The organism is Hyalangium versicolor, from assembly GCF_020103695.1.
In the GTDB taxonomy this organism is placed as follows: Bacteria; Myxococcota; Myxococcia; order Myxococcales; family Myxococcaceae; genus Hyalangium; species Hyalangium versicolor.
In genome coordinates, this window is record NZ_JAHXBF010000010.1 from 165,701 (window position 1) to 191,477 (window position 25,777).

At 67.8% G+C, this 25,777-nt stretch carries 24 protein-coding genes; 13 read left to right on the forward strand and 11 right to left on the reverse strand.

Translation table 11 applies throughout. The annotated features are described in order from the left end of the window. Window positions 1-13 precede the first annotated feature (13 nt). Window positions 14-1,126, forward strand: a complete 1,113-nt coding sequence (locus KY501_RS21755) for a hypothetical protein (RefSeq protein ID WP_224365154.1) — start codon at window positions 14-16, stop codon at window positions 1,124-1,126. A 73-nt stretch (window positions 1,127-1,199) separates the two neighbouring features. On the opposite strand, the gene KY501_RS21760 is transcribed toward KY501_RS21755, so the two are convergent. Together KY501_RS21760 and KY501_RS21765 are read right to left on the reverse strand one after the other, a co-directional pair. Beyond that, on the reverse strand, window positions 1,200-2,228 hold the full coding sequence (locus KY501_RS21760; RefSeq protein ID WP_224365155.1) for a nucleotidyltransferase family protein: 1,029 nt from the start codon (window positions 2,226-2,228) through the stop codon (window positions 1,200-1,202). A 10-nt stretch (window positions 2,229-2,238) separates the two neighbouring features. Then, on the reverse strand, window positions 2,239-3,279 hold the full coding sequence (locus KY501_RS21765; RefSeq protein ID WP_224365156.1) for an aminoglycoside phosphotransferase family protein: 1,041 nt from the start codon (window positions 3,277-3,279) through the stop codon (window positions 2,239-2,241). 282 nt (window positions 3,280-3,561) lie between these two features. Between KY501_RS21765 and KY501_RS21770 the strand changes: the two genes are divergently transcribed. Beyond that, window positions 3,562-4,929 carry a pyridoxal-phosphate dependent enzyme gene (locus KY501_RS21770; RefSeq protein WP_224365157.1) on the forward strand — a complete coding sequence of 456 codons (1,368 nt, stop codon included), beginning with the start codon at window positions 3,562-3,564 and terminating at the stop codon, window positions 4,927-4,929. A 94-nt stretch (window positions 4,930-5,023) separates the two neighbouring features. Here KY501_RS21770 and grxC read toward each other — a convergent pair whose 3' ends face one another. Beyond that, on the reverse strand, window positions 5,024-5,299 hold the full coding sequence (gene grxC, locus KY501_RS21775) for a glutaredoxin 3 (protein ID WP_224365158.1): 276 nt from the start codon (window positions 5,297-5,299) through the stop codon (window positions 5,024-5,026). A 139-nt stretch (window positions 5,300-5,438) separates the two neighbouring features. Here grxC and KY501_RS21780 point away from each other — a divergent pair, with 139 nt between their 5' ends. Beyond that, window positions 5,439-5,801 (forward strand): hypothetical protein, encoded by a 363-nt coding sequence (locus tag KY501_RS21780; protein WP_224365159.1) that lies wholly within the window; start codon window positions 5,439-5,441, stop codon window positions 5,799-5,801. A gap of 12 nt (window positions 5,802-5,813) precedes the next feature. On the opposite strand, the gene KY501_RS21785 is transcribed toward KY501_RS21780, so the two are convergent. Continuing rightward, complete coding sequence (locus KY501_RS21785; RefSeq protein ID WP_224365160.1) at window positions 5,814-6,959, reverse strand: cystathionine gamma-synthase; 1,146 nt, start codon at window positions 6,957-6,959, stop codon at window positions 5,814-5,816. Window positions 6,960-7,021: 62 nt separating this feature from the next. Beyond that, the gene (locus tag KY501_RS21790; RefSeq protein ID WP_224365161.1) at window positions 7,022-7,711 is read right to left on the reverse strand and encodes a UdgX family uracil-DNA binding protein; all 690 of its coding nucleotides are present in this window, start codon (window positions 7,709-7,711) and stop codon (window positions 7,022-7,024) included. Here KY501_RS21790 and KY501_RS21795 point away from each other — a divergent pair. The 3 genes from KY501_RS21795 to KY501_RS21805 all read left to right on the forward strand — a co-directional run bounded on the left by KY501_RS21795 (window position 7,710) and on the right by KY501_RS21805 (window position 11,015). Continuing rightward, window positions 7,710-8,705: a class I SAM-dependent methyltransferase gene (locus KY501_RS21795; protein WP_224365162.1), complete on the forward strand. Its 996-nt coding sequence runs from the start codon at window positions 7,710-7,712 to the stop codon at window positions 8,703-8,705. The genes KY501_RS21790 and KY501_RS21795 overlap by 2 nt on opposite strands. A gap of 281 nt (window positions 8,706-8,986) precedes the next feature. Then, entirely contained in the window at window positions 8,987-10,468 is a 1,482-nt protein-coding gene (locus KY501_RS21800) for a hypothetical protein (RefSeq protein ID WP_224365163.1), read from the forward strand. A gap of 37 nt (window positions 10,469-10,505) precedes the next feature. Further along, on the forward strand, window positions 10,506-11,015 hold the full coding sequence (locus KY501_RS21805) for a hypothetical protein (protein ID WP_224365164.1): 510 nt from the start codon (window positions 10,506-10,508) through the stop codon (window positions 11,013-11,015). A gap of 84 nt (window positions 11,016-11,099) precedes the next feature. Here the strand turns inward: KY501_RS21805 and KY501_RS21810 are convergent, their stop codons facing one another. Beyond that, the gene (locus KY501_RS21810; RefSeq protein ID WP_224365165.1) at window positions 11,100-11,849 is read right to left on the reverse strand and encodes a DUF7107 domain-containing protein; all 750 of its coding nucleotides are present in this window, start codon (window positions 11,847-11,849) and stop codon (window positions 11,100-11,102) included. 205 nt (window positions 11,850-12,054) lie between these two features. On the opposite strand from KY501_RS21810, the gene KY501_RS21815 reads away from it, so the two are divergent. From KY501_RS21815 to KY501_RS21825, 3 genes are all read left to right on the forward strand, one after another. After that, window positions 12,055-12,648: an RNA polymerase sigma factor gene (locus KY501_RS21815; protein WP_224365166.1), complete on the forward strand. Its 594-nt coding sequence runs from the start codon at window positions 12,055-12,057 to the stop codon at window positions 12,646-12,648. Next, window positions 12,635-14,155: a FecR domain-containing protein gene (locus tag KY501_RS21820; RefSeq protein WP_224365167.1), complete on the forward strand. Its 1,521-nt coding sequence runs from the start codon at window positions 12,635-12,637 to the stop codon at window positions 14,153-14,155. The genes KY501_RS21815 and KY501_RS21820 overlap by 14 nt, the downstream gene beginning before the upstream one ends. Before the next feature lie 100 nt (window positions 14,156-14,255). Continuing rightward, window positions 14,256-15,698, forward strand: coding sequence for a DUF6891 domain-containing protein (locus KY501_RS21825; protein WP_224365168.1), 1,443 nt, complete (start codon window positions 14,256-14,258; stop codon window positions 15,696-15,698). Window positions 15,699-15,716: 18 nt separating this feature from the next. On the opposite strand, the gene KY501_RS21830 is transcribed toward KY501_RS21825, so the two are convergent. From KY501_RS21830 to KY501_RS21840, 3 genes are all read right to left on the reverse strand, one after another. After that, the gene (locus KY501_RS21830; RefSeq protein WP_224365169.1) at window positions 15,717-16,841 is read right to left on the reverse strand and encodes a serine hydrolase domain-containing protein; all 1,125 of its coding nucleotides are present in this window, start codon (window positions 16,839-16,841) and stop codon (window positions 15,717-15,719) included. Window positions 16,842-16,885: 44 nt separating this feature from the next. Next, window positions 16,886-17,404: an FxsA family protein gene (locus tag KY501_RS21835; RefSeq protein WP_224365170.1), complete on the reverse strand. Its 519-nt coding sequence runs from the start codon at window positions 17,402-17,404 to the stop codon at window positions 16,886-16,888. 86 nt (window positions 17,405-17,490) lie between these two features. Next, the gene (locus KY501_RS21840) at window positions 17,491-17,946 is read right to left on the reverse strand and encodes a hypothetical protein (RefSeq protein ID WP_224365171.1); all 456 of its coding nucleotides are present in this window, start codon (window positions 17,944-17,946) and stop codon (window positions 17,491-17,493) included. Window positions 17,947-18,043: 97 nt separating this feature from the next. Between KY501_RS21840 and KY501_RS21845 the strand changes: the two genes are divergently transcribed. The 4 genes from KY501_RS21845 to KY501_RS21860 are packed head-to-tail and all read left to right on the forward strand — an operon-like array spanning window position 18,044 to window position 21,382. Next, a complete protein-coding gene (locus KY501_RS21845) occupies window positions 18,044-19,321 on the forward strand; it encodes a class I SAM-dependent rRNA methyltransferase (RefSeq protein ID WP_224365172.1) in 1,278 nt (425 codons plus the stop codon). A 50-nt stretch (window positions 19,322-19,371) separates the two neighbouring features. Then, window positions 19,372-19,869 carry a YkgJ family cysteine cluster protein gene (locus tag KY501_RS21850; protein ID WP_224365173.1) on the forward strand — a complete coding sequence of 166 codons (498 nt, stop codon included), beginning with the start codon at window positions 19,372-19,374 and terminating at the stop codon, window positions 19,867-19,869. Continuing rightward, window positions 19,866-20,210, forward strand: a complete 345-nt coding sequence (locus tag KY501_RS21855; RefSeq protein ID WP_224365174.1) for a hypothetical protein — start codon at window positions 19,866-19,868, stop codon at window positions 20,208-20,210. Before KY501_RS21850 ends, KY501_RS21855 begins: the two co-directional genes overlap by 4 nt. Beyond that, on the forward strand, window positions 20,207-21,382 hold the full coding sequence (locus tag KY501_RS21860; protein WP_224365175.1) for a glycerate kinase: 1,176 nt from the start codon (window positions 20,207-20,209) through the stop codon (window positions 21,380-21,382). Before KY501_RS21855 ends, KY501_RS21860 begins: the two co-directional genes overlap by 4 nt. A 27-nt stretch (window positions 21,383-21,409) precedes the next feature. Here the strand turns inward: KY501_RS21860 and KY501_RS21865 are convergent, their stop codons facing one another. Together KY501_RS21865 and KY501_RS21870 are read right to left on the reverse strand one after the other, a co-directional pair. Continuing rightward, on the reverse strand, window positions 21,410-22,381 hold the full coding sequence (locus KY501_RS21865) for a nicotinamidase (RefSeq protein ID WP_224365176.1): 972 nt from the start codon (window positions 22,379-22,381) through the stop codon (window positions 21,410-21,412). 60 nt (window positions 22,382-22,441) lie between these two features. Next, on the reverse strand, window positions 22,442-25,690 hold the full coding sequence (locus KY501_RS21870) for a fused MFS/spermidine synthase (protein WP_224365177.1): 3,249 nt from the start codon (window positions 25,688-25,690) through the stop codon (window positions 22,442-22,444). Window positions 25,691-25,777 lie beyond the last annotated feature (87 nt).

Sequence of the window (25,777 nt, forward strand, 5' to 3'; positions counted from 1 at the left end):
AGGAGCTGGAGCCGTGAGCGAATACCAATGCTATGAGTTCATCGCGATCGATCGTCACCTGACCCAGAAGGAGATGTCTCAACTCCGAGACATCTCGACTCGCGCGGAGATCACCCCGACGCGTTTCTGGAACGAGTACCAATGGGGTGACTTGAAGGCGGACCCGGCGAGGTTGCTCGCGCGCTATTTCGACGCCCACTTCTACTTCGCCAACTGGGGCACCCACCGTTTCATGCTCCGGCTGCCGGCGGACCATGCCGGCGCCTCCGGACTCGAGCCTTACTTCCAGGGTCGGCGCGCCTCTCTGTCGAAGGCAGACGACTTCATCATCCTCGACTTCTGGAGTGATGAAGAAGGTGACGCGGATGAGGAGTTCTACGGAGGGGGACGGCTCGCGGCGCTGACGCCGATCCGTTCCCTGCTCCTGCAGGGCGATCGGCGCGCTGCCTATCTGGCATGGCTCTGCAACGTCCAGGCGGGAGAAGTGGAAAGGCGCAAGCGCGAGCCTCCTGTTCCGCCGGGACTCGCGGATCTACCCGCCTCCCTCTCGAGTCTCGTCTCAGAGTTTCGAATCGATGTCGATTTGCTCGCCGCAGCAGCGGAAGGGAGCAGCGCGCCCGCAGCTGACTCCAAACTCCTCCGTGACTGGCTCAAAGCCCGGCCGTCTGAGGAAAAAGAGCGTTGGCTGTTGGAAGCCGTCGAACACCCTGAACTGGCGCTAGGGACCCAGATTGTTGCCACCTTCCAGCAGGAGCACGCGAGTGGGCCTCCAGGCAAGCGCAGATCGGTCGCAGAGCTGCTGGCTCGCGCGGAGCAGCTGAGGGACGAGCGCGAGGCAGAAGAGGCCACGGCACGTGCTCGGACTCAGGAAGCTGCTGCACGCGCGAGGGAGAAGCACCTCAACAGTCTTGCCACAGGCTGGGAGGCCGCATGGTCAAACCTTGCTCAACGCGTGGATCAGCGGGAGTACGAAGTCGCCGCCACCCTCGCAGTCGATCTCAGAGAGGTGGCCCAGAGGGACGGCAAGAGTTCCGATTTCGCGGCTCGGTTCGAGGCGCTCAAGAAGGCGCATTCGCGGCGGCGCGGCTTCTTCGAAGCCTTCAAGCGTAAGACTGAGGGATGGTGACCCCGGTCGCGTGTGGCGCGACCTGGTACGACCAGCATACCAGTTGGCCAGAACCGCGCCCGACAGACCCCTCTCAGGGTGCGAGCGGCGCGGGGACCCGATGGGCGCCCCAGGCAAGTACCTCGACCAGCTCCTCGCCGGCAGCCACCTCGGTGTCTTCGAAGACAGCAACCCGGTTGAGCCGAGCCCCATCTCCCACCCGAGCCCCCGTGCCCACTGCGACCGCAGAGCCGATCCGCGCTCCATCGGCCAGCTCGCAGTTGGCACCGAAGTAAGCAGGGCCAGCGACCTTGGCAGCCCCCAACCGGGCATCCGGGTGAGCCCACCAGTTCCCCTGTGCCCGAGGAGCTGAGACGAACGGGGACGCCTTACCCAGCCCCTCCAGCGGCACATGCCCGAAGAGCACGTCCCGCACCGTGGCCAGATACCGTGAAGGCGTCCCCAGATCGGACCAGTACGCCTGCACCACCTCACCACGTACCGCCAACCCCGACTGCATCACCCGCACGTAGATGTCGCGGTTGATGTCCTCGGGGCCCGACGGAGACATGAAGTCGAACACGCGCGGGGAGATGACATGCACGCCCGTGAAGTGCCACGGACTCAGCCCCGTGCCCCCAGGCCCATGCCCGGCGATCCGCCGCACCTGCTGCTCCGCATCCAGCTCCACGGCCGCATACTTCTCGTCCGGAGGCATGGGCATCAGCACCATCGTCGCCGCCGCCCCCGAGGCCCGGTGCGCCGCCACCACCGGACGCAGGTCCACCGGGAACAGGATGTCCCCGTTGAACACCAGGAAGTCATCGTCCGAGAGGAAGTCTCGCAGCCCCCGGATGCCGCCGCCCGTGCCCTGGATGACAGGCTCGTGAACCACGTGCAGCGGGAGCCGAGCGCGCTCGCACTCGGCGCGGGCCGTGTCCGCCATCACCTCCGGCAGGTGGTGCGTGTTGATGCCCACCGCCGTGACACCCGCCGCCTTCAGCACCGCCAGGTGGTAGCGCAACAGCGGCTGACCGAGAAACGGCAGCGCCGGCTTGGGCCAGCGCTCGGTCAACGGGCGCAGGCGCGTGCCCAGGCCCGCGCACAGGATCATCGCCTTCATACAGAGCCCTTCACGCGGAGAGCTCGGGCACGTACCGGCTGATCAAGTCCTGCAGCTTGCGCAGCTCTGGACGCCGCGCGAACGCCGCCTTCACGTACCGCAGCGACGCCGGGATGGACACCAGGAAGCCCGGGTTGCCCTTCACCCGGTTGATGAACTCGAAGCGCCCCGCGTCCTTCAGCTTGCGCTGGATCGTCAGCAGGTCGAAGAAGTCCTTGAACGGACCGCGCTCGATCTTCTCGCCCCCCGCCGCCGCGAAGGCGTCGATGTAGCGGTCCAGCATCCGGTCCACGAAGTCCCGATCCAGCTCCACGTAGCTGTCTCGCAACAGCGCCACCAAGTCGTACTGCCGAGGCCCCTGAAGGGCGTCCTGGAAGTCGATGACCACCAGCTCGCCGTCCTTCATCATGATGTTGCGGCTCTGGTAGTCGCGGTGCGTGAAGCCTCGCGGCGCCGCGGCCAGCGTGCGGGCAATCTCACGGAAAGTGCTGTCCAGCTCGGCGCGCTCGGCGTCCGTCGGCTTCTTGCCGCTCCACGCCTCCAGGCCCCATTCGCGGAAGTGGTGCAGCTCCCAGTCGTACAGGTCCTCGTCGAAGGCCCGAGTGAAGGCCAGGCACTCCGGGTCCGGCCGCCGCTCAGCCTCGAAGCGCAGCCGCGCCAGCAGCTCCACCGCCCGTCCGTAGAGCGCCTCCTGGTGCTTGCCGCCCTCCAGCGCCATCTCGAAGGTGATGTCCGTCAGGTCCTCCAGCACCATCATCCCCGCCGGCTCGTCGTAGTTCAGGATGCGAGGCACCCGGACGCCCAGCTTCTGCAGGTAGCGGTGCACGTTGACGAAGGGCAATTCCTTGGGCGGCTCACCCTTGGTGGCCTCCTCGCTCTTCTTCGTCGCATCCAACGGCATCACCATCACCACCCAGCTCTCCGGGAGGGTGCCGACGCGGTAATAGGAGCGGTTGCTGGCATCCCCCTTCAGCTTCTTGATGGGGGCATTGGGAACGGGGCGGCCGATGGCCTTCCCCACCTGGTCGCGCAAGGCGGCCTCGAGTTCCATATGGGGGCGGACTCCAAGGTTGGAAGGGCGCCAGTATGGGGGCCCCCGAGGGGTGGGTCAAAGGAGGAGATGCAGGCAAGGTGGGAGAGCACCCAGGCTGTCGCCTGAGCGACGGGCTCCGGAATGACGTGGTGCAGCACCATCAGGCAGGCTCAGCGTTCCCGGAAGTGCAACCCCCGGTCCGCTGTTCCCCCCAGAGGGCCAGGCGGCCTGCCGCTGTCGACCCCGATGGGAGCCACGTCGTATAAGGGCCGCCCGCAGACCCTTTCCCGGGAAGCAACGATGGACACTCACGACAACATCCTCACGGCCATTGGCCACACCCCCCTGGTCAAGCTCAACAAGATGGTTGGACCCAACGACGCCACGGTCCTCGTCAAGTGCGAGTTCATGAACCCGGGCGCGTCCATCAAGGACCGCATGGCCCTCTACATCCTCGAGAAGGCCGAGCGGGAGGGGAAGCTCAAGCCCGGAGGGACGATCGTCGAGAACACCTCGGGCAACACCGGCATGGGCGTGGCGCTGGCCGCCGCGGTGAAGGGCTACAAGTGCATCTTCACCATGCCGGACAAGATGTCCTTGGAGAAGATCAACCGGCTCAAGGCGCTGGGCGCCCAGGTGGTCGTCACCCCGACGAACGTGCCGGCCGAGGACCCGCGCAGCTACTACGAGACGGCCAAGCGCATCCACCGCGAGACGCCGGGCTCCTTCATGCTCAACCAGTACCACAACCCGGACAACATCGAGGCGCACTACAAGCTCACGGGTCCGGAGATCTACGAGCAGACCGAGGGCAAGTTCGACTACTTCGTGTCGGGCCTGGGCACCGGCGGCACAATGAGCGGCGCGGGCAAGTTCCTCAAGGAGAAGATCCCCGGGCTGAAGAACGTGGGCGTGGACCCCGAGGGCTCGGTGTACGAGGGCTACTTCAAGACGGGCAAGCTCACCACCCCGCACGTCTACAAAGTGGAAGGCATTGGCGAGGACATGCTCTGCGGCGCCATGGACTTCAAGGTGGTGGACGACGTGCGGCAGGTGGATGACCGCCAGTCCTTCATCGCGGCGCGGCGCCTGGCGCGCGAGGAGGGCATCTTCGCCGGTGGCTCGGCGGGCGCGGCGGTGCACGTGGCGGTGCAGTTGGCCAAGGAGGTCGGCAAGGGGAAGACCATCGTCGTGGTGCTCCCGGACTCGGGCATGGCCTACATCAGCAAGTTCCACTCGGACGAGTGGATGCGCGACAACGGCTTCCTCGAGGAGAAGGGCGCCGGCACGGTGCGCGACATCCTCGGCGACAAGCGCCGCGAGGTGCTCACCGCTCGCAAGGGCGACAAGGTGGACCAGGTGGTGGAGCTGATGCGCAAGCACGGCATCAGCCAGATGCCGGTGCTCAACAGCGACGGCCGCGCCGTGGGCATGGTCCACGAGTACGATCTGCTCAACGCGCTGGTGGCCAACAAGGCCCGGTTCAACGACTCGATCGACGCCATCGTCGCGCCGCTGCAGGGCGCCGTCTCCCCGGACACCAGCCTCAACCGCCTGCGGGAGATCTTCGCGCAGGACAACGTGGCCGTCGTGAAGGAGGGCGAGAAGATCGTCGGCATCGTCACCAAGATCGATCTCATCGACTTCCTGCACCGCAGCGGCGCCTGAGACTCACACCTATCTCGTGAGCAGGCAGGGCCTCCACGCTCCCCGCGAACCGGGCGGCTGGAGGCCCTTCGTGTTTCCAGGGAAACGAGGGAGCTCAGACGCCCGGCTGCACGCCGAGCCCCAGCATCTGATCGAGGCGGCCGGAGTCATCGAGCGCGTAGAGGTCGTCACAGCCCCCCACGTGGCGTCCGGCAATGAAGATCTGCGGCACGGTCGTCCGGCCGTTCGCCGCGGCGATCATCTCGCTGCGCCGGGCGGGCTCGGCATCGATGCGTATCTCTTCGTAGCTCACGCCCTTCATGTCGAGCAGCTGCTTGGCGCGGATGCAGTAGGGGCACGTGGCCTTCGTGTAGATCTTGACCGGGTTCATGCGGACCAAGCTAGGTACCGCCCCCGCCCCAGGAAACTCGATGGCAGCGGGGAGACAGTCGCCTCCTCGCTCTCCAGGCATGTGCCAGGGCATCCCCATTGCGCGGAGCGCTCCTTAGCTTTGAGGCACAGGAGAAACCATGGCCCGCGGATATAGCTACGATCACTTCCAGGTCCCCAAGCGCGAGCCGCGCGAGCGTGCCACGCCTCCGGATGCGCTCAAGGCCGCCACCCATAAGAAGGGAGCCTCCATCCCTCTCGCGGAGGCCCAGGAGGGCCTGCACTATGGCCAGAAGAACTCCGAGACGGTGAAGCGCCTCCACATGAGCGCCCAGCAACGTCATACCGGCGGTGCACAGGCTCCCGCCAAGGCGACCCGCGCCAAGGCCAAGGCTCCCGTGCGCGGGGTCAAGGCCGTGGGCCGCGTCGCCGCGGCTGCCAAGAAGTCGGTCAAGCGGGTGGCGAAGAAGGTCTCGTCGCGAGGCAGCGCCAAGAAGCGCTGAGGGTGCCCTCCCCTACTTCGCCGCGTCGAGCGCCTGGGCCAGGTCGTCGATGAGATCCTGCGCGTCCTCGATGCCCACCGAGAGGCGGATGAAGCCATCGGCGATGCCGAGCTTCTCCCGCGTCTCCTTCGGCACCGAGGCGTGCGTCATGATGGCCGGGTGCTCGATGAGCGACTCCACGCCCCCGAGCGACTCGGCGCAGGCGAACACCTTCACCGTCTTCAGGAACGTGCGCGCCGCCTCCAGCCCGCCCTTGATGTCGAACGTCAGCATGCCGCCGAAGCCCTTCATCTGCTTGCGCGCCAGGGCGTGCTGCGGGTGCGACTCCAAGCCCGGGTAGGTCACCTTCTGCACCTTCGGGTGCGAGACCAGGTACTGCGCCACCTTCATCGCGTTCTCAGCATGGCGCTCCATGCGCACGTGCAGCGTCTTCACGCCGCGCAGCACCAGGAAGCAGTCCATCGGCCCCGGCACCCCGCCCACTGCGTTCTGCAGGAAGTACATCTTCTCCGCGATGTCCTGCCGGCTCGTGCCCGTGAACCCGCCAATCACGTCGCTGTGGCCGTTGAGGTACTTCGTCGTCGAGTGCGTGACGATGTCGAAGCCCAGCTCCAGCGGCTTCTGGAAGTACGGCGTCATGAACGTGTTGTCCGCCACGGAGATGACGCCGCGCTTCTTCGCGATCTCGGAGATGCGCGCCAGATCGATGAGCTTGAGCATCGGGTTGGTGGGGGTCTCCACCCACACCATCTTCGTCTTCGAGGTGATGGCCGCCTCGAAGTTCTCTGGCTTGGACAGATCCACGAAGGAGAAGTTGAGCCCCAGGCGCTTGAAGACCTTGTCGAAGATGCGGAAGGTGCCGCCGTACACGTCATCCGAGACGACGACGTGGTCCCCGGTGTCCAGCATGTGCATCAGGCAGTCGGTGGCCGCCAGGCCCGAGGCGAACGCGGCGCCGAACTTCGCGCCCTCGAGCGCGGCCAGGCACGCCTGGAGCGCATTGCGCGTGGGATTCTGGGTGCGGCTGTACTCGTACCCCTTGTGCTCCCCTGGTCCGGCCTGGACGTAGGTGGAGGTCATGTAGACCGGCGTCATGATGGCGCCAGTGGTGGGATCCGGCTCCTGGCCGGCATGAATGGCGAGCGTGTCGAAGCGCATGCCTGGGGCCTAGCACACTCCCCCAGGCCCCCGGGAGAGGCAGTTCCCACCTCTCAACACCGTCACAGCTGAGCCGAGGCCTCCTCCCCGCCTCTGACTCCGTGCAGCAAATCCGCCACCACCTTCAGGTCCTTGATGAAGGCCCGAAGCTGCGCCTTGCGATCCTGCTCGGTCGGCGCCCGGAGAATGGATGACGGGTGGACAGTAGCCACCACCACTGGGGCATGGTCGGAGTGGAGCGGCTGTCCGCGCTGCCGCGTCACCCGGAAGTCCTTGCCCAGCAGCGCCTGGGCCGCAGTGGCCCCCAGGCAGACGAGGATGTCCGGCCGGAACACCCGGAGCTCCGCCTCCAGCCAGGGCTTGCACGCCCGGATCTCCCCCGCGCTCGGCTTCGCGTGGATGCGGCGCTCGCCCTGCATCTCCTTCCACTTGAAGTGTTTGACCACATTGGTGACGTACACCTGGCTCCGGTCGATCCCCGCTGCCTCCAGGGCTTCGTCGAGCAGCCGGCCAGACGGGCCCACGAACGGCCTGCCGGCCACGTCCTCCTCTTCCCCCGGCTGCTCGCCGACGAACATCACCCGGGGTCCTGGTCCCGGAGGGCCCTCACGCTCGCCGAAGACGGTCTGGGTCGCCTTCTGCCACAACGGACACGCTCGACAGCCCGCAGCGGCTTCTCGGAGCTTGTCCAACGTGGGCGACTCAGGGATGAGGGGGGCTGCGGTTTCCAGGGATGAGGTTCGCTTGGGCATGACTACTCCACAGGGTAAGCACACACCTCCCAATCCAACAGGTATGTTCGAGAACCGGCTGCGCAAGAACGCCCGCCACTTCCGGAAGTGGGCACGCGCACGGGGCCTTACCTGCTTCCGCATCTATGACCGGGACATCCCCGAATACCCCTATGCCGTGGACGAGTACGGGGACCACATCCATCTGGTCGAGTACCCGCGCCGCCGGGCCCTCCAGTCCGGCACGGTGGAGCAGCAGCGCGAGGAGGTGCTCGCCACCGTGGCCCACGTGCTCGAAGTCGCGCCCGAGCACATCCACGTCAAGACGCACACCCCCCAGCCATGGGGCCGCACCCAATACGAGCGGCTGGGCCAGGACAGCGAGCGGTTCGTCGTCGAGGAACAGGGGCTGAAGTTCTGGGTCAACCTCAAGGACTACCTGGACACCGGCCTCTTCATGGACCACCGCCTCACACGGGCCCGCGTCCGCGAGGAGGCCCAGGGCAAACGCTTCCTCAACCTCTTCGCGTACACGGGCGCCTTCACCGTGTACGCCGCCTCCGGTGGCGCGGCCCACACGACGACCGTGGACCTGTCCAACACGTACCTCGATTGGGCCGAGGAGAACCTCGCGCTCAACGGCCTGTCGGCCCCGCGTCACACGCTCATCCGCGCCGACGTGCTGCCCTGGCTGGAGGAGCAGGCCGAGGAGCCGGATCGCTACGAACTCATCGTGTGCGATCCACCTTCATTCTCCACCTCCAAGCGCATGAGCGGCAGCTTCAACGTGCAGCGGGACCACTCCCGGCTGCTGGCCGCCATCCGCGCCGTGCTCGCGCCCGGTGGCGTCCTCTACTTCTCCACCAACTTCCTGGGCTTCGAACTCAAGGACACCGCAATCAGGGACTTTGAGAAAGTGGAAGAGCTCACCCCCGCCTCCATCCCCGAGGACTTCCAGCGCAAGGAAATCCACCGGTGTTGGCGGATGGTGGCACCGCGCGCCACTCGCCCCTAGGAGCAGACCTCGCTTCCCGGCCAGTCGACCGACCCTGCCCATTTGAAACCAGAATGAAGGTCCGCCGAGAATAAGGGGACACTTCCAAGAGAAAGGCAGAGGGTCAGGACGCAATGCACGCGCTTCGTAGGGCCATCTCAGGCCGAACGTTCAGTCTGCTGGCACTCGCTGCAACCCTGGCCCTGGCGGGGGGATGCGGAGGGGATGATTCGGGTGATGGGGACGGAGGGGGCGGAGGGGGCGGAGGCGGAGGTGGGGGTGGAGGCGGCGGAGGCGGGCCGATGACCGTGAGCGGCCGGGTCACGTACGACTTCGTCCCGGCGACCTACTCGCCCACGACGAAGTCGGGCACGCTCGTCTTCACCCAAGCCACCGAGAAGCCCGTGCGCAGCGCGGTCGTCCAGGCGCGACAGGGCTCCACGGTGCTCGCCACCACCAACACCGACGAGCAGGGCAACTACCAGCTCAACTTCACCACCACTTCCTCCGCGGCCGTCACCGTGGTGGCGCTCGCGAAGACCACCTCTCCGGCGATCCAGATCGAGGACAACACGGACGCGAACGCCATCTGGGCGGTGGGCGAGACCGTCACCTCCGGCACCACGACCAAGAACCTGCACGCCACCCATGGCTGGATGGGCACGGGCTATGACTCCTCGAGGCGTTCCGCCGCGCCGTTCGCCATCCTCGACAGCATGTACACCGCCGCCAAGGCCTTCATGGATGTCCGGCCGGTCACCTTCCCCGCCCTCAAGGTGAACTGGAGCCCGGACAACGTCCCGCAGCCGGGAGACAAGTCATCGGGCCAGATCGGCACCTCCCACTACGCCTTCCTGGACAAGGAGATCTACGTGCTGGGCAAGGCCGGCGTGGACGCCGATGAGTTCGACAGCCACGTCATCGTTCACGAGTGGGGGCACTACTTCGAGGACAACCTCTCGCGCGCGGACAGCCCCGGCGGGCCTCACACCTCGGGCGATGTGCTCGATCCGCGCATCGCCTTCGGCGAGGGCTACGGCAACGCCATCGCGGCCATGCTCCTGCCGGAGTCCGTCTATACGGACACGCTCTGGAGCGAGAACTCGACGACTCCCGTCGCCTTCGGCTTCGACGCCGAGACCGCCCCCACCCCCACGGATGATCCGGACCCGGGTGCCTTCTCGGAGATGACCGTGCTCCGGGTGCTCTACGATCTCTACGATTCGGGCACCACGGAGTCTTCGTACGACTCGGTCGCGCTCGGCCTCGGCCCCATCTACGACGTGCTGACCGGCCCGCAGAAGACGACGGAGGGCATGACGACCATCGGCTCGTTCATCGCCGGCCTCAAGGCGCAGTCCGGGGTGAACGCGACAGCGGTGAACACCCTGCTCAGCCACTACAAGATCGGCCCCATCACCACCGCCTTCGGCGATGGAGACTCCCGGCTGCGCGCCATGTACACCAACGTGAACGCGTACCCGTACACCGACTCGGCGCTCAAGCTGGGCGGCGGCTACGACTCGAACAAGTGGGAGCAGAACCAGTACTACGTGTTCACCGGCAACGGGCAGCGCGTGACGATCAGCGCGAACTCCACCTCCGATGTGGCGGTCGCCGCCTACTTCAAAGGCGAGGTGATGGACCAGGCCGACGAAAACCTCTCAGGCACGGAGACCATCACCTTCGTCACCCAACCCGACGCGCGGTACGTCCTGGTGGTCACGGGCTTCGAGGAAAGGAACATCGAATACCCTGTTACCATCTCCATCAAGAGCCCGTGACACGGCCTTGCTTCCCGCATACGCACCTGGAGCGCACATGAATCGCATGGCACTCGCAGTCCTCACGAGCCTCCTCTCGTTGCTGCCGTCGGCGGCCTGCACGCCCACCGCCAAGGCGGCCCCGGATTCCAGCAGCAAGGCCGATACCGCGAAGGTCTCCGCACCCGTGACCGTGGACGCCCAGCTTCAAGAGGGCCAGGCCCGCGTCACGGTCCGCTTCGACTCCCCGGCCTCTGATGTGAAGATCAACGTCCACGGCGTGGATGGCCTCGTGGTGAAGAGCGCCGCCACTCCCGTGGCGGGCTCGAGCTTCACTCAGGCCTCGACCAGCACCTTCGATGTCGCCTTCACCCCGGGCCCGGGCCGCTCCCACCTGGTGGTGGGTATCGAAGGCTCGTTCAACGGGACGCAGCGCTCGACCGTCAAGAGCTTCGCCGTCGGCACGCCCTCGGCCGAGCAACAGAAGTCCCAGGGCAATGTCATCACGGGAGACGATGGTCAGCGCATCAAGATCCTGCCTTCCAACGGCGGAGCCAACGCGCAGTAGCACCGAGGTTCCGGACCGACCCGCGAGGTTCCACGGGTCGGTCCCTCCCCGCGGCTTTCTCCCGCGGGCCTGCCGTGAAGCAACTCAGAGCGAGCAGCGGCCACCGATGCAGCGCTCGCCCGAGGGGCAGTCGCAGCTGACGTTGCACACCATGCCCGAGCCGGAGCCCGAGCCCGGCAGGCAGTAGCCCACCTGGCACGAGTAGCCCGTCTGGCACTGCGAGGTGTACGTGCAGGGCACGCGGCACTGGCCATCCACACAGTCATTGCCCGTGGGGCACTGCGCGTTGGTCACGCACTGGTTCGTCGAGCCCGGGCGGCACAGCCCCGACTGGCACGTCTCGTTGACGGGGCACTGCGTGTTGGTGCTGCACCCGCGGTAGCACTCCGCGTTGATGCAGTAGTTGCCGGAGCCACAGTCGCTGTTCACGCGGCACTCCGGGCTCGGCTCAGGCTGCTGGCAGCTGCCCCCGTCCGGAGTCCCTCCATCCACCGGAGGAGGCGGCGGCGGATCGCAGTAGTTGTCGTGGCCGCACTTGCCCCCACCATTGCAGTCCGAGTCATGGTTGCACGTCTTGCAGCACACGCCGTCGACGCAGCTCTCCGACCAGCCACACTGGGAGTCCGAGTTGCACCGCTTCGCGTCCGACCCGATGTCGCGACATGTGCCGCTGCGGCAGTACTGGTTGGAACGACAGTCGCTCGAGTCGAAGCAGGAGCGGGACTCGTCGTCCCACCAATCGTCACCATCGTAGTCCGTGATGACGCACCCGGAAGAGAGGCTGAGTGCGACGAGGGAAACCAGCCATGAAAGGCGGGCAGGGGCGTTCGACATGGGGGTCCTCCGAGCGAGGCGGTCCGGCCATCCGTCCTCGGTTTGATGGCCTTGGTGTCCGGAGCCCCGCAGATTGATCAAATTTCTTTTTTGATCGCTTTCGGCGGGTGCGGCGACCCAGGGGCATGGAGGTAGTGTGTTGGCCTGGACCATCCCAATAGGCGAAGGAGCGCTCCAAGCCTTGTTCTTCCGTGGTGCACGTCCCGTGGAACCTCCACCGGCGGAGGCCCAGCTCCTCGCGCTCGTCCGCCGCATCCAGCAGGGAGACCGCACCGCGTTTGATCGCCTCTACCACCTGACACGTGTGGACGCCGCCCGCACCTTGCGCCATCTCGTGGGCAACCGGACGGATGTGGAGGACCTGCTGCAAGAGACGTATCTGCGCCTGCTGTCCGCGGTGAAGGGCTTTCGCGGCGAGTCGCGCTTCCGCACCTTCCTCTATCGGGTGTGCGCCAATGTGGCTCTCTCGCACTTGAGATGGAAACGGCGGCGGCCCGAGGAGCAGACGGACACGCCTCCAGAGGTGCAGGCCCAGGGGGCGGATCCCGAACAAGAGGCCGCACGGCGGCAAGCTGCTCGGCTGGTGGAGCTGGCGCTGGAGCGGCTCAAGCCCAAGAAGCGCATCGTCTTCGTCTATTACGAGCTGTGCGGCATGAGCCCCGACGAGATCGCCGAGGCTGTGGGAAGCTCGGTCAATACTGTCCGCAGCCGTCTCCACCACGCGCGATTGGAGTTCACCGAGGCCATGCACCGTCTGGTCGAGACACCCCGCGAAGGAGGGCGCCATGGCTCGCCATGAGTCGGAAGCCCTGTGGGCCTTCGCCGCGGAGGAGCTGGGCGCCGAGGAGCGCGCGCGCGTGGCGGACCACCTCGCCCACTGTGAGCACTGCACGGGCGAACTCTCCAAGGTCCGCCAGGCCCAGGCCCTGCTCCGATCGGTGCAGGAGCATGAGCCCTCGGTGCGCTGGTCCGAAGCGGATGAGCGCATCCAGAGCGGTGCGGCGCGTCGACTGACCCGGCTCGAAGCCACGTCGCGATGGCCGTGGGCCGTCGCGGCCGTAGGGATCATGGCGGCCTTGCTGGCCCTTGTGGTGCTGCGGCCCTCGGCGCCCCCGGTTCAGCCGAGTGCGCCGATCGCAGTGCGCCCGGAGCCTGCCGCTCCGGTGGTGCCTTCTCCCGTGGAGCAGCCCGTTCCGCCGTCGACGCCAGCGTCCACTCCGGAGGCCATCGCCACGCGCGTCGAGAGCGCCTCGGGAGCCTGGATCCGCGAGGCAGATGCACCAGAGCATTCGCTCCAGGCAGGCACCCAGCTGCGCTCCGGCGCTTCCGTGAGGACGCGCGCGAAGTCCAGCGCCCTGCTGCAACTGCCGGATGAGAGCCGGGTGCGGCTGTCTCCGGACTCGGAGGTGACGCTGGCTCGCACCGAGGCGAAGGACGTGCAGCTCACCGTGACCAAGGGCCGACTCGCCGTGCAGGCCTCGCACGTGGCGCGGCAGGGCTTCACCGTGGAGGCCGCAGGCGTGCGCGCCTCCGTGGTGGGCACCGTGTTCTCCGTCGAGTGCACGGGGCGCGGTGCCGTGGTCGCCGTGCTCGAGGGCAAGGTCCGAGTAGAAACGGAGGGGCAGCCTCCCCTGTTCGTCACCGCTGGCCAGCACCTTGAGGTGCGCACGGGCCAGCATGCTCCCAAGACGCGTCCCCTCTCCGTGCAGGATCGCCAGGCCTTCCAGGAGCTGAAGCAGCCGCCGGAGACCTCCACCGCTCGCCCGAGCCCTGGAACAGGTGGTCTCTCTCCGGCCTCCAAGCCAGCGACGGAGGAAGCTCCCACCGAGCACGCCAGACCCACTCCAGAGAGTTCCCCAGCCTCCGTGGCAGCCACCGCTCATGCGGATGCGGAGGGCTCGGAGATTGCGCCCTACCCCGTGCCGACGAGCCCCGAGCCCATGGCAGCCGTGGTGCAGGCTCCCTCATCCTCAGCGCCGGAAGCCGCGTCGAACGGAAGCCCTGGGTCCTCCTGGGCCCCTCCCGAACCGAGCGGCTCCGAGCCGGGTGCCGCGGACGCGCGCTTCCTCTGGAGCGCCCGGGAGCAGCTCAGCGCCCGCACCTGCGAGAGCTTCCTGGTGGGGCTGGCGGAGATCGCCGAGAACAGCCGGGTCCGCGAGTTCCGCGAGCAGGCCCGCTACCTGCGCGCGCGCTGCTTCGAGGAGCGGCTGTCCAAGGCCGAGGCCGAAACCGAGTACCGCCGCTATCTGCGCGAGTTCCCCAAGGGCCGCTACGTCCGCGAGGCCAGGACCGCGCTGCTGCCGTAAGCCTCCAGACGGAGTTCTCAAGAGCTCCCTGGTGGATCTCCCAAGGTGTTCGACGCCTGCCAGCTTGATATCCCGTGCTCATCTTGGACAGGGGATCACCGTGAGCGCGGAGCAGTGGATGGAGCAGGTGCGCACCATCGCCCACGAGGTGCTGAGTGGCGTGGAGAACGTGGCGGTCTACGGGAACGACTCGGGCCCCAGGGCGGTGGGGATCGACCTCATCAGTGACATGGGAGAGGTCCTGGAGAGAGTCATCGTGTCCACCCGGGGCGAAGTGCTGAAACCGGCGTTGGCCGCCAGACTCGGGCTCTCCGCGCAGATGGAGGAACTCGCGCGACGGCTCCGTGCCTTGGAAATACCCGTCGAGGACACCTCCACCGCTTGGGAGAAGGAAGTCGGCGCCATCGCCAGCGAGGTGCTGGCGGGGACGGGGCACGATGCGGAGCTCCGTCGCGACATCGAGGGTCATTGGTGGATCGGGATCGAGCTCTTCGACGAAGAGAGGTTCAAGCTCCGTTTCCGGCTGCTCGCAACCACCCGGGGCGATGTGCCCCTCCCCCTGCTCACCGAGAAGCTCGGGCTCTCCGCGCAGGCGGCGGAGCTCGCGCGGCGGCTGGGAGCCCTGGGGGTACAGCCCGAAGACCCACCCCTTCCCGAGGCGCAGGCCCAATTGGTGGCCGAGACCCTCGATGGCTTGCGTTCCGGGCTGGCGCAGGGGGCATACCCCCTCCCGGAGCTCCTCGAGGGTCATTGCTACCATACCGAGTGGTCCGAGATCGGAGACGACCACGCGCTCCGCAAGGTGCTGAAGCAGTTCTCCCAGGACGTCCTCAAGCACCTGGACGAAGAGAGTGAGTGGCCCGAGGAGACCGAGGTAGACCGATTGGAGGCAGCCTTCGCGGACCTGCTCGAGGCGGGGATCGTGACGCAGATAGGCCAGGGCTTCACCCTGACCTTGGTATGGGAATCCGCCCACGCCGAAGCGGACAAGCTCCGGGAGCGCGGGCTGGAGCCCTGGGGCGCGGCGGTCTTCACCGAGCAGGATATTGATTCGGCGCTCAAGGGAGACCCGCTGTACATCGGCTTCGGAGGCCTGCTGAGCGAAGAGTCCTCCGAGAAGGATGCGCGGGTAGGGCACGCCATCGTCGAGACCCTCCGCAAACATGGCTTCGCACCCGACTGGAATGGCAGCGAGAACAGCCGCATCGCGGTGCTTCCTGTCTTCACCTGGCGGCGCAGGCGCTCGCAAGTCGATACGATCGAGAAGCTCACGCTCGGAGATTTGCCCCCCGAGCTGGTGGAGCAATTTCCCCAGCTGAGCATGATCTGGATGCGCGCCGAGGGGATGTACCTGTACGACCTGGCCCAGATGCGATCGGACAGCGTCGAGCAACTCACCCTCGCGCATTATGAGGATGAGATAGAGGCCCGAGCTGCCCTGCCCGATGTGACGGCGCTCGTGAAGAAGCGCTTCCCTCGGCTCCAGACTCTCATCATCAAGGACTACAGATCCTTTGAGGAGACCATCGATCTCTCGGCGTGAAGTGCCGCGGGGCTGGGGCTACTTCCGCAGCGCAGACGCGAGCACGAACCTGCCGACCAGCTCGATGGCCTGGCCAGACTCCGGCTCGTTGTAGGCACTGCCTGTAAAGGTGGCGACCAGTTCGAGCGAGGGGAAGACGAACGTGTACTGGCCGCCATTGCCGCGCGCGAACCAGGCCTCCACCGGTGTGCCGCCGATGCCGAAGGTGTTGAGCCACCAGAGGTAACCGTACCGGGAGTCCCCCAGCGTCCGCTCGCTGACGGTGGACTCCTGGACCCAGGACTCCGGGACGATCTGCTGGCCCTGCCACCTGCCCCCGTCCAGCATCAGCTGGCCGATCTTCACGAAGTCCCGAGGGCGCAGGAGCAGGTGCCCACCCGCATCCGTGCGCCCACCGTCCGCCTCCTGCCACTCGAAGTGGGTGATGCCCAGCGGATCGAAGAGGAAGCGACGTGAGAACTCTGGGAACTTCATGCCCGCGGCGTCCTCCACCAGCGCGCCCATCACCACCACGCCTCCGGTGCAGTACACGGTCGACTGGCCGGGCTCCTCCGCCATCGGCAGATCGAGGATGAACTTCACCCAGTCCTTGGAGTCGTACATCTTCTCCTCCTGACCTGGCGAGCCCTCCTCCCAGTCGTTGCAGGCAAGTCCGCTGCGCATCTCGAGCAGATGGCGCACGGTGATGCGCTCCTTGCGCTCGTCCGCGTTCTTGAAAGGCGCGTACCGCAGGAGCAACGGAAGAATGGGAGTGTCCACGCCCGGCAGCAGGTGCTGGTCCAGCGCCACGCCCGTCAGCAGCGAGGTGAGGCTCTTCGTGGCGGAGCGCAGATCATGCGGCTTGTCCCGGTTGAAGCCGTTCCAGTACCGCTCGTACACGAGCTTGCCGTGGCGGGCGATGAGCAGGGAGTCCGGCGCGGGGAACTCCTCGGCCGCGATGCGCTGCTCGAGCTCCGCCAGCCGCTCGGGGGCCATGTCCTCGGCCTCCAGCGATGAGACCTGCCAGCCGTCATCGAGCGCATCCGGTGGACTGCCAGGGCCCTCCATCCTTTGGTGTCCACAGGCCAGCAGGCCGATGGCGAGCACCACTCCCCCGAGGAGGTTCGGCAGAGTGGGAAACCGCAGGAGGGAGCACAGCCGCATGGATGTCCTCAGCGTCAGGAGTCCCAGCGGGGCATATCACCGTCTCAACGCTCGGAGTTGGATCCGTCGTCGGTGAACTCCGCATCCACCTCGCCTGGGATCTGGCGGCTCGGCGGCACGGGCTGCTCGAAGGGCTGCTGCGGGGGACGCACTTCCTGGACACGGCCCCAGCTCTGGACGGTGACTCGCACCGAACCGTCCTTCATGCCGCGCTCCATCGATCGACGGACCCGCTCGGCGACCCAGCGCCGGGTCGGGGGAATGATCAGGAACAACCCCAGGACATCGGTGATGACGCCCGGGACGATGAGCAACAGCCCGCCCACCAGCACGAGCACGCCGCTCAAGATGCCTTCCTCGGGCACTCGGCCCTGGGCGACCTGGGCCTGCCAGCTCCGCATCACCCGCAGGCCTTCCCTCTTCGCAAGGGCCGCCCCCAGCATGGCCATCACCAGGACGAGCCCCACCGTGGGAGCGGGTCCAATCTGCCGGCCGATGCCGATCAGCAGGTACAGCTCCAGGATCGGCACTACGATGAACGCTAAGAAGAGGTATCGGGCCACCCTTCCTCCCTAATGCTTCTCCCCGGCTTTTGCCGCCTCCGCGACAGCCCGGGGAGCGAGCGCCCGCAGGAACTGTTCAATGCGCTTCAGCCGCCGAGCTTCTCCATGAGCGAGCTCACCAGCAGGTACAGCACGAAGAATCCTCCGCCGATGAGCAGCAGGACCTTCAGGCCGGTGGGGAGCCCCTCGGGCGGAGGCGCGTAGCTGGCGGCCACGGCCTCGGACACCCCCATCATCTCCCCCGCATAGCGGGCCGTGCGCAGGAACTGATCGGCCACCGCCCCGCTGTCATTGGCACTCAGCTGCTTGCCGAGCTGGGGATCGACGAGCCGAGCCTCGGCGGAGGCAGCCAGGGCCGCGGCCTCCTCCACCACCTCGCGCACCAGGTCCGTCTTGTCCGACAACCCCACACGCAGCTCCGTGGCGATGACCTGCCCGCCCTCTCGCAGGGTGCCCACCTCGACATCCCCGTGCTTGAGCCGCCAGATGCGCTGGCCATCCGGACGTGCGAACGCACCCTTCTCCGCGAGGAGGGCATCCACCCGGGAGCTGTCATAGGGTGTCCCGGGAACCAAAGTCTGAAGGAGCAGCTCGTATCTCACTCGGGTTGGCAGTATACGCCGCGCCACGACCATGCCCATGCCGCCCGGACAGAAGAAGGGAAGACCCTCGCGCCCACAGCACGGCCGGGGCCGCCCCCACCGCCCCGAGACACCGGCCCCCGACCGCACCGCGCCCGAACTCGGCCCGGACGGGCTGCCCCAGGTGTCGCTCGTGCGCCGAGGCGTCGACCGCTGGCAGGCCGGCCACCCGTGGATCTACCGCGCGGACCTGAACGGAGATCCCGGTCTGGCGGGTGGCGAGATAGTGCGCGTCACCGATGGCCGCGGCTGGTTCCTGGGCAAGGCCTTCTATTCGAAGCACTCGAAGATCGCCCTGCGCTGGCTCTCGTACGAGGACGTGGCCGTGGACACGGACTTCTTCCGCCAGCGTCTGGCCGCCGCGGACGCCATGCGCCGCAAGGCCCTGCCCGGAGAGACCACCTACCGCCTCGTGCACGGCGAGGCAGACCAGCTGCCCGGGCTCGTGGTGGACCGCTATGGCGACTACCTCAGCGCACAGTTCCTGGTGCCCGCCATGGAGAGCCGCAAGGAGCTCATCGCTGACCTGCTCTCCGAACTCTTCAAGCCGCGCGGCATCGTGAACCGCTCGGACGTGGGCGTGCGCAACCTGGAGGGACTGCTACCCGAGAAGGGGCTGCTGCGCGGCGAGTTGCCCGGGCCCGTCTCCTTCGACGAAGGGCTGGTGCGCATGCGCGCCGACCTGCTCGAGGGCCAGAAGACGGGCGCCTTCCTGGATCAGCGCGAGAACCACGTGATGGCCTCGCAGTACGCCTCGGGCGAGGCCCTGGACTGCTTCTCCTACGTGGGCGGCTTCGCTCTGCAGCTGGCCGCCCGGGCCCAGCGCGTCACCGCCGTGGAGATCTCCGACGCCGCCGCCGCGCAGTTGCGCGAGAACGCCGCCGCCAACCGGCTCACCAACCTGGACGTCGTCGTGGCCAACGCCTTCGACTACCTGCGCGACTCCCTGGACGAGGGCAAACGCTTCGACACCATCGTTCTGGACCCACCCTCGTTCGCCAAGAACAAGGACGCCGTGGCCGCCGCCATCCGCGGGTACAAGGAGATCAACCTGCGCGCCATGCAGCTGCTGCGGCCCGGCGGCTACCTCATCTCCGCCAGTTGCACCTACCATGTGGATGAACAGGCCTTCGAGGACATGCTGGCCTCGGCGGCCGCTGACGCACGGCGCCGTGTGCAGATCATCGAGCGCCGGGGTGCTGGCAAGGATCACCCGGTACTCCTGAATTTGCGGGAAACGCGCTACCTGAAGTGCTTTGTGCTGCGCGTGTTGTGAGATCAGCGTGTTCGACCGCGGCCCCTCCATTGTGAGAAAAGAAGAAATGGATGCCACCGCGGAACTGGGACGACGACGACGAGGCCCCTCAAGCCACAGGGGCTGTCGCTGAGGCACGCGCGCTGCGTGAGTTGCGAGCCATCTACCGGCAGGCGGACGCGGCCTACGCTCCCTTCTCCTGTCCGGCGAGCGGCGAGTGCTGTCAACTGGCGCGCACCCAGCGCCAACCGTGGCTGTGGTACCCCGAGTGGCAGTTGCTCGCTAGCCGCCGGCCCCTGCCTCCACCGCGCGAGGATGGAGGCTGCCCGTACCTGGATGCCGCGGGCCGACGGTGCACCGTGTACGCGGATCGGCCCTTCGGCTGCCGGACCTTCTTCTGCGCGCGGATCCGGGGGCCGGCCCGTCAGCCCGCGGACACGGTGGACGCGCTCATGCGGCGCCTGGAGGCCGTCTCCCAGCGGGTGAGGCCCTCCCTGAACGGCCCGCGGCCGCTGTTGGAGTGGCATGCCGAGACCTGGTCTCTGCAGTCTCTGGAGGAACCGCGATGAACCGTCGATGGATGCAGTGGATGGCGATGGCTGTGCTGGCCCTACCTGCTGGGTGTCGCTCGGACGGCTCGGGAGGGGCGGCCGATGCGGTCCTCTCCACCACGCTCGCGATCGCCGCCTCGGGCATCTCCCGCTCGAAGGGGGACTGCTACGCCGCGTGTCCCACGGGGACCACCTGCGATCACAACACTGGCTACTGCGTCTCCCTGCCCTGCCGTGGCCAGTGCAAGGCCCACGAGCAATGCGTGGAGGATGGAATCCACAGCAAGTGCATCGCCCTGGGGCTGCCGGGCGAGAACGTCACCGTGGAACCGAACCAGGAAGCGAAGACCCAACCGTGACCCTCCGCTGGCTGATCGCTCCTCAAGAGTTCAAAGGTACCCTCACCGCCTCCGAGGCCGCCGAGGCACTTCGCTCGGGGCTCCGGCAAGAGGCTCCCGAAGTGCTCCTGGATATCGCGCCCCTGGCCGATGGCGGGCCTGGGACGGTGGATGCGCTGCTGGCCGGCACCGGGGGCGAACGCCGGGTGCTCACCGTGCAAGGTCCGCTCGGGGCGCCCGTGCAGGCGGCGTATGCGCTGCTGGAGTCCGGGCGCACGGCGATCATCGAGATGGCCGCCGCATCCGGGCTGTCGCTGCTGCGCCCCGAGGAGCGAGACCCACGGCGCGCCTCCACCTATGGCACGGGCGAGCTGATGCGGGCGGCGCTGGACACGGGCTGCTCGCGCCTCATCGTCGGGCTGGGAGGTAGCGCGACGAATGACGGGGGAGCCGGGGCGCTCACGGCGCTGGGCTACCGGTTCCTCGATGCGGAAGGGAAGCAACTGCCCCAGGGCGGCGCGGCGCTGCGCCGGATGGTGCGCGTGGACACGAGCGGGGCACACCCCCGGCTGGCGGATGTGGAGCTGCTGGCTGCCACGGATGTGACGGCGCCGCTGCTGGGGCCCAATGGAGCTTCGCGGCTCTTCGGTCCGCAGAAGGGCGCGGATCCGCAGATCGTGGAGGAGTTGGAGGCGGCCCTGGCCTTCTTCGCCCAGGGGCTGGCGCCCGAGTTCATCCGCGTTCCTGGCGCGGGCGCGGCGGGCGGCTTCGCCTACGGGCTGGCGGTGCTCGCGGGAGCGAACATCGTCTCGGGCTACGGGCTCGTGGCGAAGGCGCTGCACCTGGAGCGGAGGGTGGCGGTGGCGGACGCGGTGCTCACCGGCGAGGGGCGCTTCGACCGGCAGACGGCGCTGGGCAAGGGGCCCTCGGCTCTGGCGCGCTCGGGCAAGGAGCTGGGCAAACCCGTGGTGCTGTTCGCGGGCTCGGTGGTGCGCGAGGAGGGGCTGGACACGTCGATGTTCCACGAGGTCATCGACGTGGGAAATCCGGCGCTCGACAAGGAGGCGGCGATCCTGGCGCTGCGGCACGCCGCCATGCGCTGGGCCTCGGTCGCCAAGCACATGAAGCCCCACGACGCCCGGGACCGGGACCGGGCGCGCCGGGACGAGCACATGGATGGGGGCTCCCTGTAACGGACCGAGGGCCGGGGCCGCCCCGGCTCACAGCTCCACGGGATCCGAGGTCTTCACCAAGCGCATCCCGGCCTGCCGCAGCTCCTCGATCGCGGCATCGGCCACGCGCGGGAAGTCGAGCGAGGGAGGCAGCGGATCCAGCGGAGGCGCGGGCACGGGGCTCATCGCATCCTCAAGGATGTGGATGCGGCCCATCTTCGAGGGGTCCTTCTTCTCGATGTGCTGGCGCAGATCCATGAGCGTGGACAGCACGCAGTGGGACTTGGCCTGCCCGAAGACGTAGACGCGATCGAAGGCCATGAGGCGATCGAAGAGCGCGGTGTTGAACTCGCCGACCTTCTGGCCGCGCACCTCGGTCACCTCGGGGGAGAGGACGGAGTAGTTCTCCGTGAGGGGGTGCTCGCCCTTGAGCTCGAACCACGTCTGGGTGTCCCGCGCGAGCGCGTGGAAAAGGCTGGCCTCATACACGGCGGGTACGAGCGGGTGGCTCAGGCCGCCGAGCAGCGCGTGGAACGGCCAGACGGTGAGGATGTACTTGCCGCTGGACTCGAGCCGCTCGCAGTACGCGAGGCTCTCCTCCGGGTAGCGGGTGGGCTTCCAGCGCCCGTCACGGATGTCCTCGGCGGTGATGGGCGTGAGCGGAGGCGGCGGCAATCCCCCGGCGTCCTGCCACCACGAGGGGTGGAAGATCTGGAAGGCGCGGTGGGTGTCGAGCGAGAAGACGAGCTCGCTCACGCGATCCAGGTTCGTGTAGAGCCACCGCAGCGCGCGTTGGGTGTCCTCGACAGCGCCTGGGACGAAGAGGCTGGCGCCAGGGGTGCAGAAGGCCACCTGCACATCGATGCCGAAGGCGGCGACGCGGACGCGATCCTCGCGGGCGGGGCGGACGCGGTGGGTCTCGGCGTAGCGGCGAGCCTCCTGGGCAACCTCAGCGGCGCGCTCCAGGTAGAGCTGTCCGGCACGAGCGTCCTCGTGGAAGCGGGGGATGGGCAGTGCCATGACGTTCTCCTGCGGCGGATGGGGCCAGGTGGCGCCCCATCATAAGCGCTCCCCGTGGAGCTAGGGGTCGTTGTCCTGGGAGACCGAGGAGGCGCCAGACTCAGACTCCTCCTGCTCCGGCCCCCCTACCCCGTCCTCCGAGAGGAGCGCGGGGGGCTCATCCACGAGGAAGGTGGCGAGCTCGGCCATGGCCTGGCCAGCCAGCGGTGCCTTGTGGCCCTCGTAGCACTGGTAGCGGCCGATCAGGAACTCCCGGCTCCACAAGGGAGACCGCTCGAAGGGCTGGAGCGCCTTCTGGCACAGCCCCGGCCAGTCGAGAATACCCGCCATCGCGAGCTGGGCCCGCTGACGCTGGGTCTCCAGCGCATACCCGGCGAAAGGCTGCGACAGCTGGCCATAGAGGCGCATCCCCAGGGAGCGCTCCCTCTGCGCCAGTTCCTGCGTGGCCGCCAGGAGCTGGTTCGCCACGCTGCGCTGTCCCCAAGGCTCCCGGTGGAGCGCGTCATAGGCCAGGCTCAAGGCGTTGGCCGCGTCCGTCCACCGGCCCTGGCTCAGCCGCAGCATTCCGAGCAGCGTCTCCGCCTCCATGGCCCCCAGCGGACGGAGCTGATCCACAAAGGGCACGGCGGCCTCATCCCCGCTCAAGGCAAGCGCCTGCGCCACCATCGTCAGCTCCACCAGCCCCTGGGGCTGCCACCCCGCCGCACGCCACGCGCGCACGGCCCCCTGCGCATCTCCGCGGGAGAGCAGTTCCAAGAACCGCTGCCGGTCCACCGCGCTCCGTGGAAGCTGCCGGGGCTTCACCAACAGCTTCTGGTGGCTCGCGGAGGACACCATCAGCCGCTGCACCTCCACCCGATCCCAGTCGACCTTGCCCTGGCTCACCTGCGGACGGGACACCTGGAGACCTACCGCACCCGCGCGCAGCCCGATGGGCAGCCCGGAGGACTCCGTGCGCCCCACCGTCCGCGCGATGGCGAACTCCATGAAGGAGAGATCATCCGTGTTGATGAGATCCTCCTGGCCCTCGGAGAGCTTGCGGGCCAGCGCATCCCCACCGAGGTAGTGCGCGAGCACACCCTCCAGCTCATCCGTGGACCACGCGACGATGGCGGCCTTGTGGAACGGCTCCTGGGCCAGCCTGGCGCGCATGCGGTCGGCGTCGTAAGCCAGCGGCGCCTCGGTGGCCACCAGCAACATGTCCCCGCTGTTCAGCTCCCACGTCTCCACGGCCGGGAAGACAGAGGCCAGCGTGGCGTAGGCGCTCTTCATCGTCGTCGCGTCGATCTCATACGCCTGGAGCCACTGCAGGAAGATGCCCCCCGGGGCCAGCCGCTTCCTCACCGCCTGGTAGAAGTCCTGGGTGAAGAGGCTGGAGATGCCAGCGCGGTAGGGGTTGGAGGGCTCGGAGAAGATGGTGTCGTAGGTCTGGCGTGAGGCGAGCAGCACCTCGCGCGCATCTCCGATGAAGGTGTGGACCTTCGGGTTGGTCAGGACGTTCTGGTTCACCGCCGAGCAGTGCTCGGCGACCTTGAGGATGGCCGGTTCGATCTCCACCACATCCACCCGCTCCATTTCCGGCACGGCCCCCATCCACCCCGCGGTGCTGCCCGTCCCCAAGCCAATGACCATCGCGCTGCGGGGCTGGGGGTGGAGCAGCAGGCCCACCAGCCCGCTCATCACCTGGGTCGACGCGTCACCGATGCTGCCGCCATCGGACTTGCCGTTCACGTAGAAGGCCGGTCCGTCGCGCACGAGCACGCCCACGTTGCTCTCGATGCCCTCGTACTCCCAGAAGGCCTCGCGGCGCGGAGTCTCCATCAGGTTGCGCAGCTTGTTTCGGGTGGGGCGCTCCATGCGGACGCGGCCTGCGCCAATGGGGTTGTGACGCCAGCCAGCGCTGGGACCAGGCTCCAGCAGCATCATCACGGCCAGGACTCCCGCCGCCGCGGGCAGCCACAGCCTGCCGAGCTGGCGCTCCAGCCGCAACGAGAGCACCAGAGCCACCGCGCCCAGCAGCAGCAGCAGCGCCACCGCGAGCTTCCAGGTCCCCGGTGCCGTCAGCAGCGGCATGAGCCCGAAGCCACCGGCCAGCGAGCCCACGATGGAGCCCACGGTGTTCCACGCATACGTGAGTCCCACCTCGCGGCCCACGTTCTCGCGGCCACGCCCCATGAGTGCCAGGAGCAGCGGGAACTGGACGCCCGAGATGAACGCCGCGGGAAGGATGACGATCGAAGCCACCATGGCCCAGCTCAGCACCAGACCCAAGAAGCCGAAGCCCTCGAGCGAGCGCAGCATCATCGCCACGATGGCCAGCCGGTCTCCCAGAGCGTAGGGCAAGGCAATGAAGAGCGCCTCCGCCAGACACGTGAGGGCAAAGCCCTGCAGCGTCGCCGGCCGATCCTGCCGCCACAAGGCATAGGCCGCGCCTCCCAGGCCGATGCCCAGCAGCGCGACGATGAGAATGAGGCCGAAGGTGAAGGTGGAGCCGCCCAGCAGCGGGCTCAGCATCCGGTACCAGACCAGCTCCATCAGAAGGAAGGCAAAGCCCACTGCGGCCGCCGCAGCCAGGACGAAGCGGCGCGGAGGAGGAGGCAAGGCCGATGCCGGAGCCGCCACGGCGGGAGCAGCAGCCGGCGCAGCAACTGGCGCCTCCGTGGCCGGAGCCGTAGAGGACTCCTGCTCGGGCATGGAGCGCGAGGCGACCCGCGCCGCCACGGCGATGAGCCCGTTGACGAAGCACGCCAGCCACAGCGTCTGCTGGGTACCGAAGACCTCGAAGAGGAAGAAGGTGGACAGGGCCGCGCCGGCCACGGCGCCCAGGGTGTTCACGCCGTAGAGCACTGCGAGCGCGCGCCGACGCACGTCGTCGGGGGTCTCCGCCGCGCGAGCCGCCGCTGGCAGGGTGCCGCCCATGAGGAGGGTGGGCACGGCCAGCAGGAGCGCGGAGAGCACCAGCCGCACCACGCTTCCCCCCACCATGCCGAGCACCACGGTGCCGCCCAGCGCGACGTAGACTTTGCGCGCGACCCACACCAGGGCCGGAGTGAGCGCCGCGCTCAGGGCGATGAGGCCCTCCAGGTTGCCGTACAGCTCCAGCGGGCGCCGGTGCTTGTCCGCGCGACCGCCCAGGAGCGCACCTCCCAGACCGAGCCCCGCCATGAAGATGGCCAGCACCGCCGCGGAGGCCGCAGTGGAGGCCCCAAAGATGAGGCGCAGCTCACGCTGCCACGCGGTCTGGTACACCAGTGCACACAACCCCGAGCCAAAAAGGAACGGAGCGATCTTCAAGGCACGTGCGTTCATTCAATCTCTCGTGCGCGCGCAGCGAACCCACCCCAGGCTCCAAGGCGCGCCAGGGCGCGGATTAAACCGCAGTCCCTCTGGCGCGGC

Excerpts from the sequence above, each read along its gene's own strand:
- KY501_RS21795 (WP_224365162.1), top strand. The coding sequence starts at position 7,710 with ATGACTACTCCACAGGGTAAGCACACACCTCCCAATCCAACAGGTATG.
- KY501_RS21830 (WP_224365169.1), bottom strand. The coding sequence starts at position 16,841 with ATGCGGCTGTGCTCCCTCCTGCGGTTTCCCACTCTGCCGAACCTCCTC.
- KY501_RS21810 (WP_224365165.1), bottom strand. The coding sequence starts at position 11,849 with ATGTCGAACGCCCCTGCCCGCCTTTCATGGCTGGTTTCCCTCGTCGCA.
- KY501_RS21820 (WP_224365167.1), top strand. The coding sequence starts at position 12,635 with ATGGCTCGCCATGAGTCGGAAGCCCTGTGGGCCTTCGCCGCGGAGGAG.
- KY501_RS21845 (WP_224365172.1), top strand. The coding sequence starts at position 18,044 with ATGCCGCCCGGACAGAAGAAGGGAAGACCCTCGCGCCCACAGCACGGC.
- KY501_RS21770 (WP_224365157.1), top strand. The coding sequence starts at position 3,562 with ATGGACACTCACGACAACATCCTCACGGCCATTGGCCACACCCCCCTG.
- KY501_RS21760 (WP_224365155.1), bottom strand. The coding sequence starts at position 2,228 with ATGAAGGCGATGATCCTGTGCGCGGGCCTGGGCACGCGCCTGCGCCCG.
- KY501_RS21870 (WP_224365177.1), bottom strand. The coding sequence starts at position 25,690 with ATGAACGCACGTGCCTTGAAGATCGCTCCGTTCCTTTTTGGCTCGGGG.
- KY501_RS21805 (WP_224365164.1), top strand. The coding sequence starts at position 10,506 with ATGAATCGCATGGCACTCGCAGTCCTCACGAGCCTCCTCTCGTTGCTG.
- KY501_RS21855 (WP_224365174.1), top strand. The coding sequence starts at position 19,866 with ATGAACCGTCGATGGATGCAGTGGATGGCGATGGCTGTGCTGGCCCTA.
- KY501_RS21785 (WP_224365160.1), bottom strand. The coding sequence starts at position 6,959 with ATGCGCTTCGACACGCTCGCCATTCATGCCGGCCAGGAGCCGGATCCC.
- KY501_RS21850 (WP_224365173.1), top strand. The coding sequence starts at position 19,372 with ATGCCACCGCGGAACTGGGACGACGACGACGAGGCCCCTCAAGCCACA.
- KY501_RS21800 (WP_224365163.1), top strand. The coding sequence starts at position 8,987 with ATGACCGTGAGCGGCCGGGTCACGTACGACTTCGTCCCGGCGACCTAC.
- KY501_RS21865 (WP_224365176.1), bottom strand. The coding sequence starts at position 22,381 with ATGGCACTGCCCATCCCCCGCTTCCACGAGGACGCTCGTGCCGGACAG.
- KY501_RS21790 (WP_224365161.1), bottom strand. The coding sequence starts at position 7,711 with ATGCCCAAGCGAACCTCATCCCTGGAAACCGCAGCCCCCCTCATCCCT.
- grxC (WP_224365158.1), bottom strand. The coding sequence starts at position 5,299 with ATGAACCCGGTCAAGATCTACACGAAGGCCACGTGCCCCTACTGCATC.
- KY501_RS21780 (WP_224365159.1), top strand. The coding sequence starts at position 5,439 with ATGGCCCGCGGATATAGCTACGATCACTTCCAGGTCCCCAAGCGCGAG.
- KY501_RS21765 (WP_224365156.1), bottom strand. The coding sequence starts at position 3,279 with ATGGAACTCGAGGCCGCCTTGCGCGACCAGGTGGGGAAGGCCATCGGC.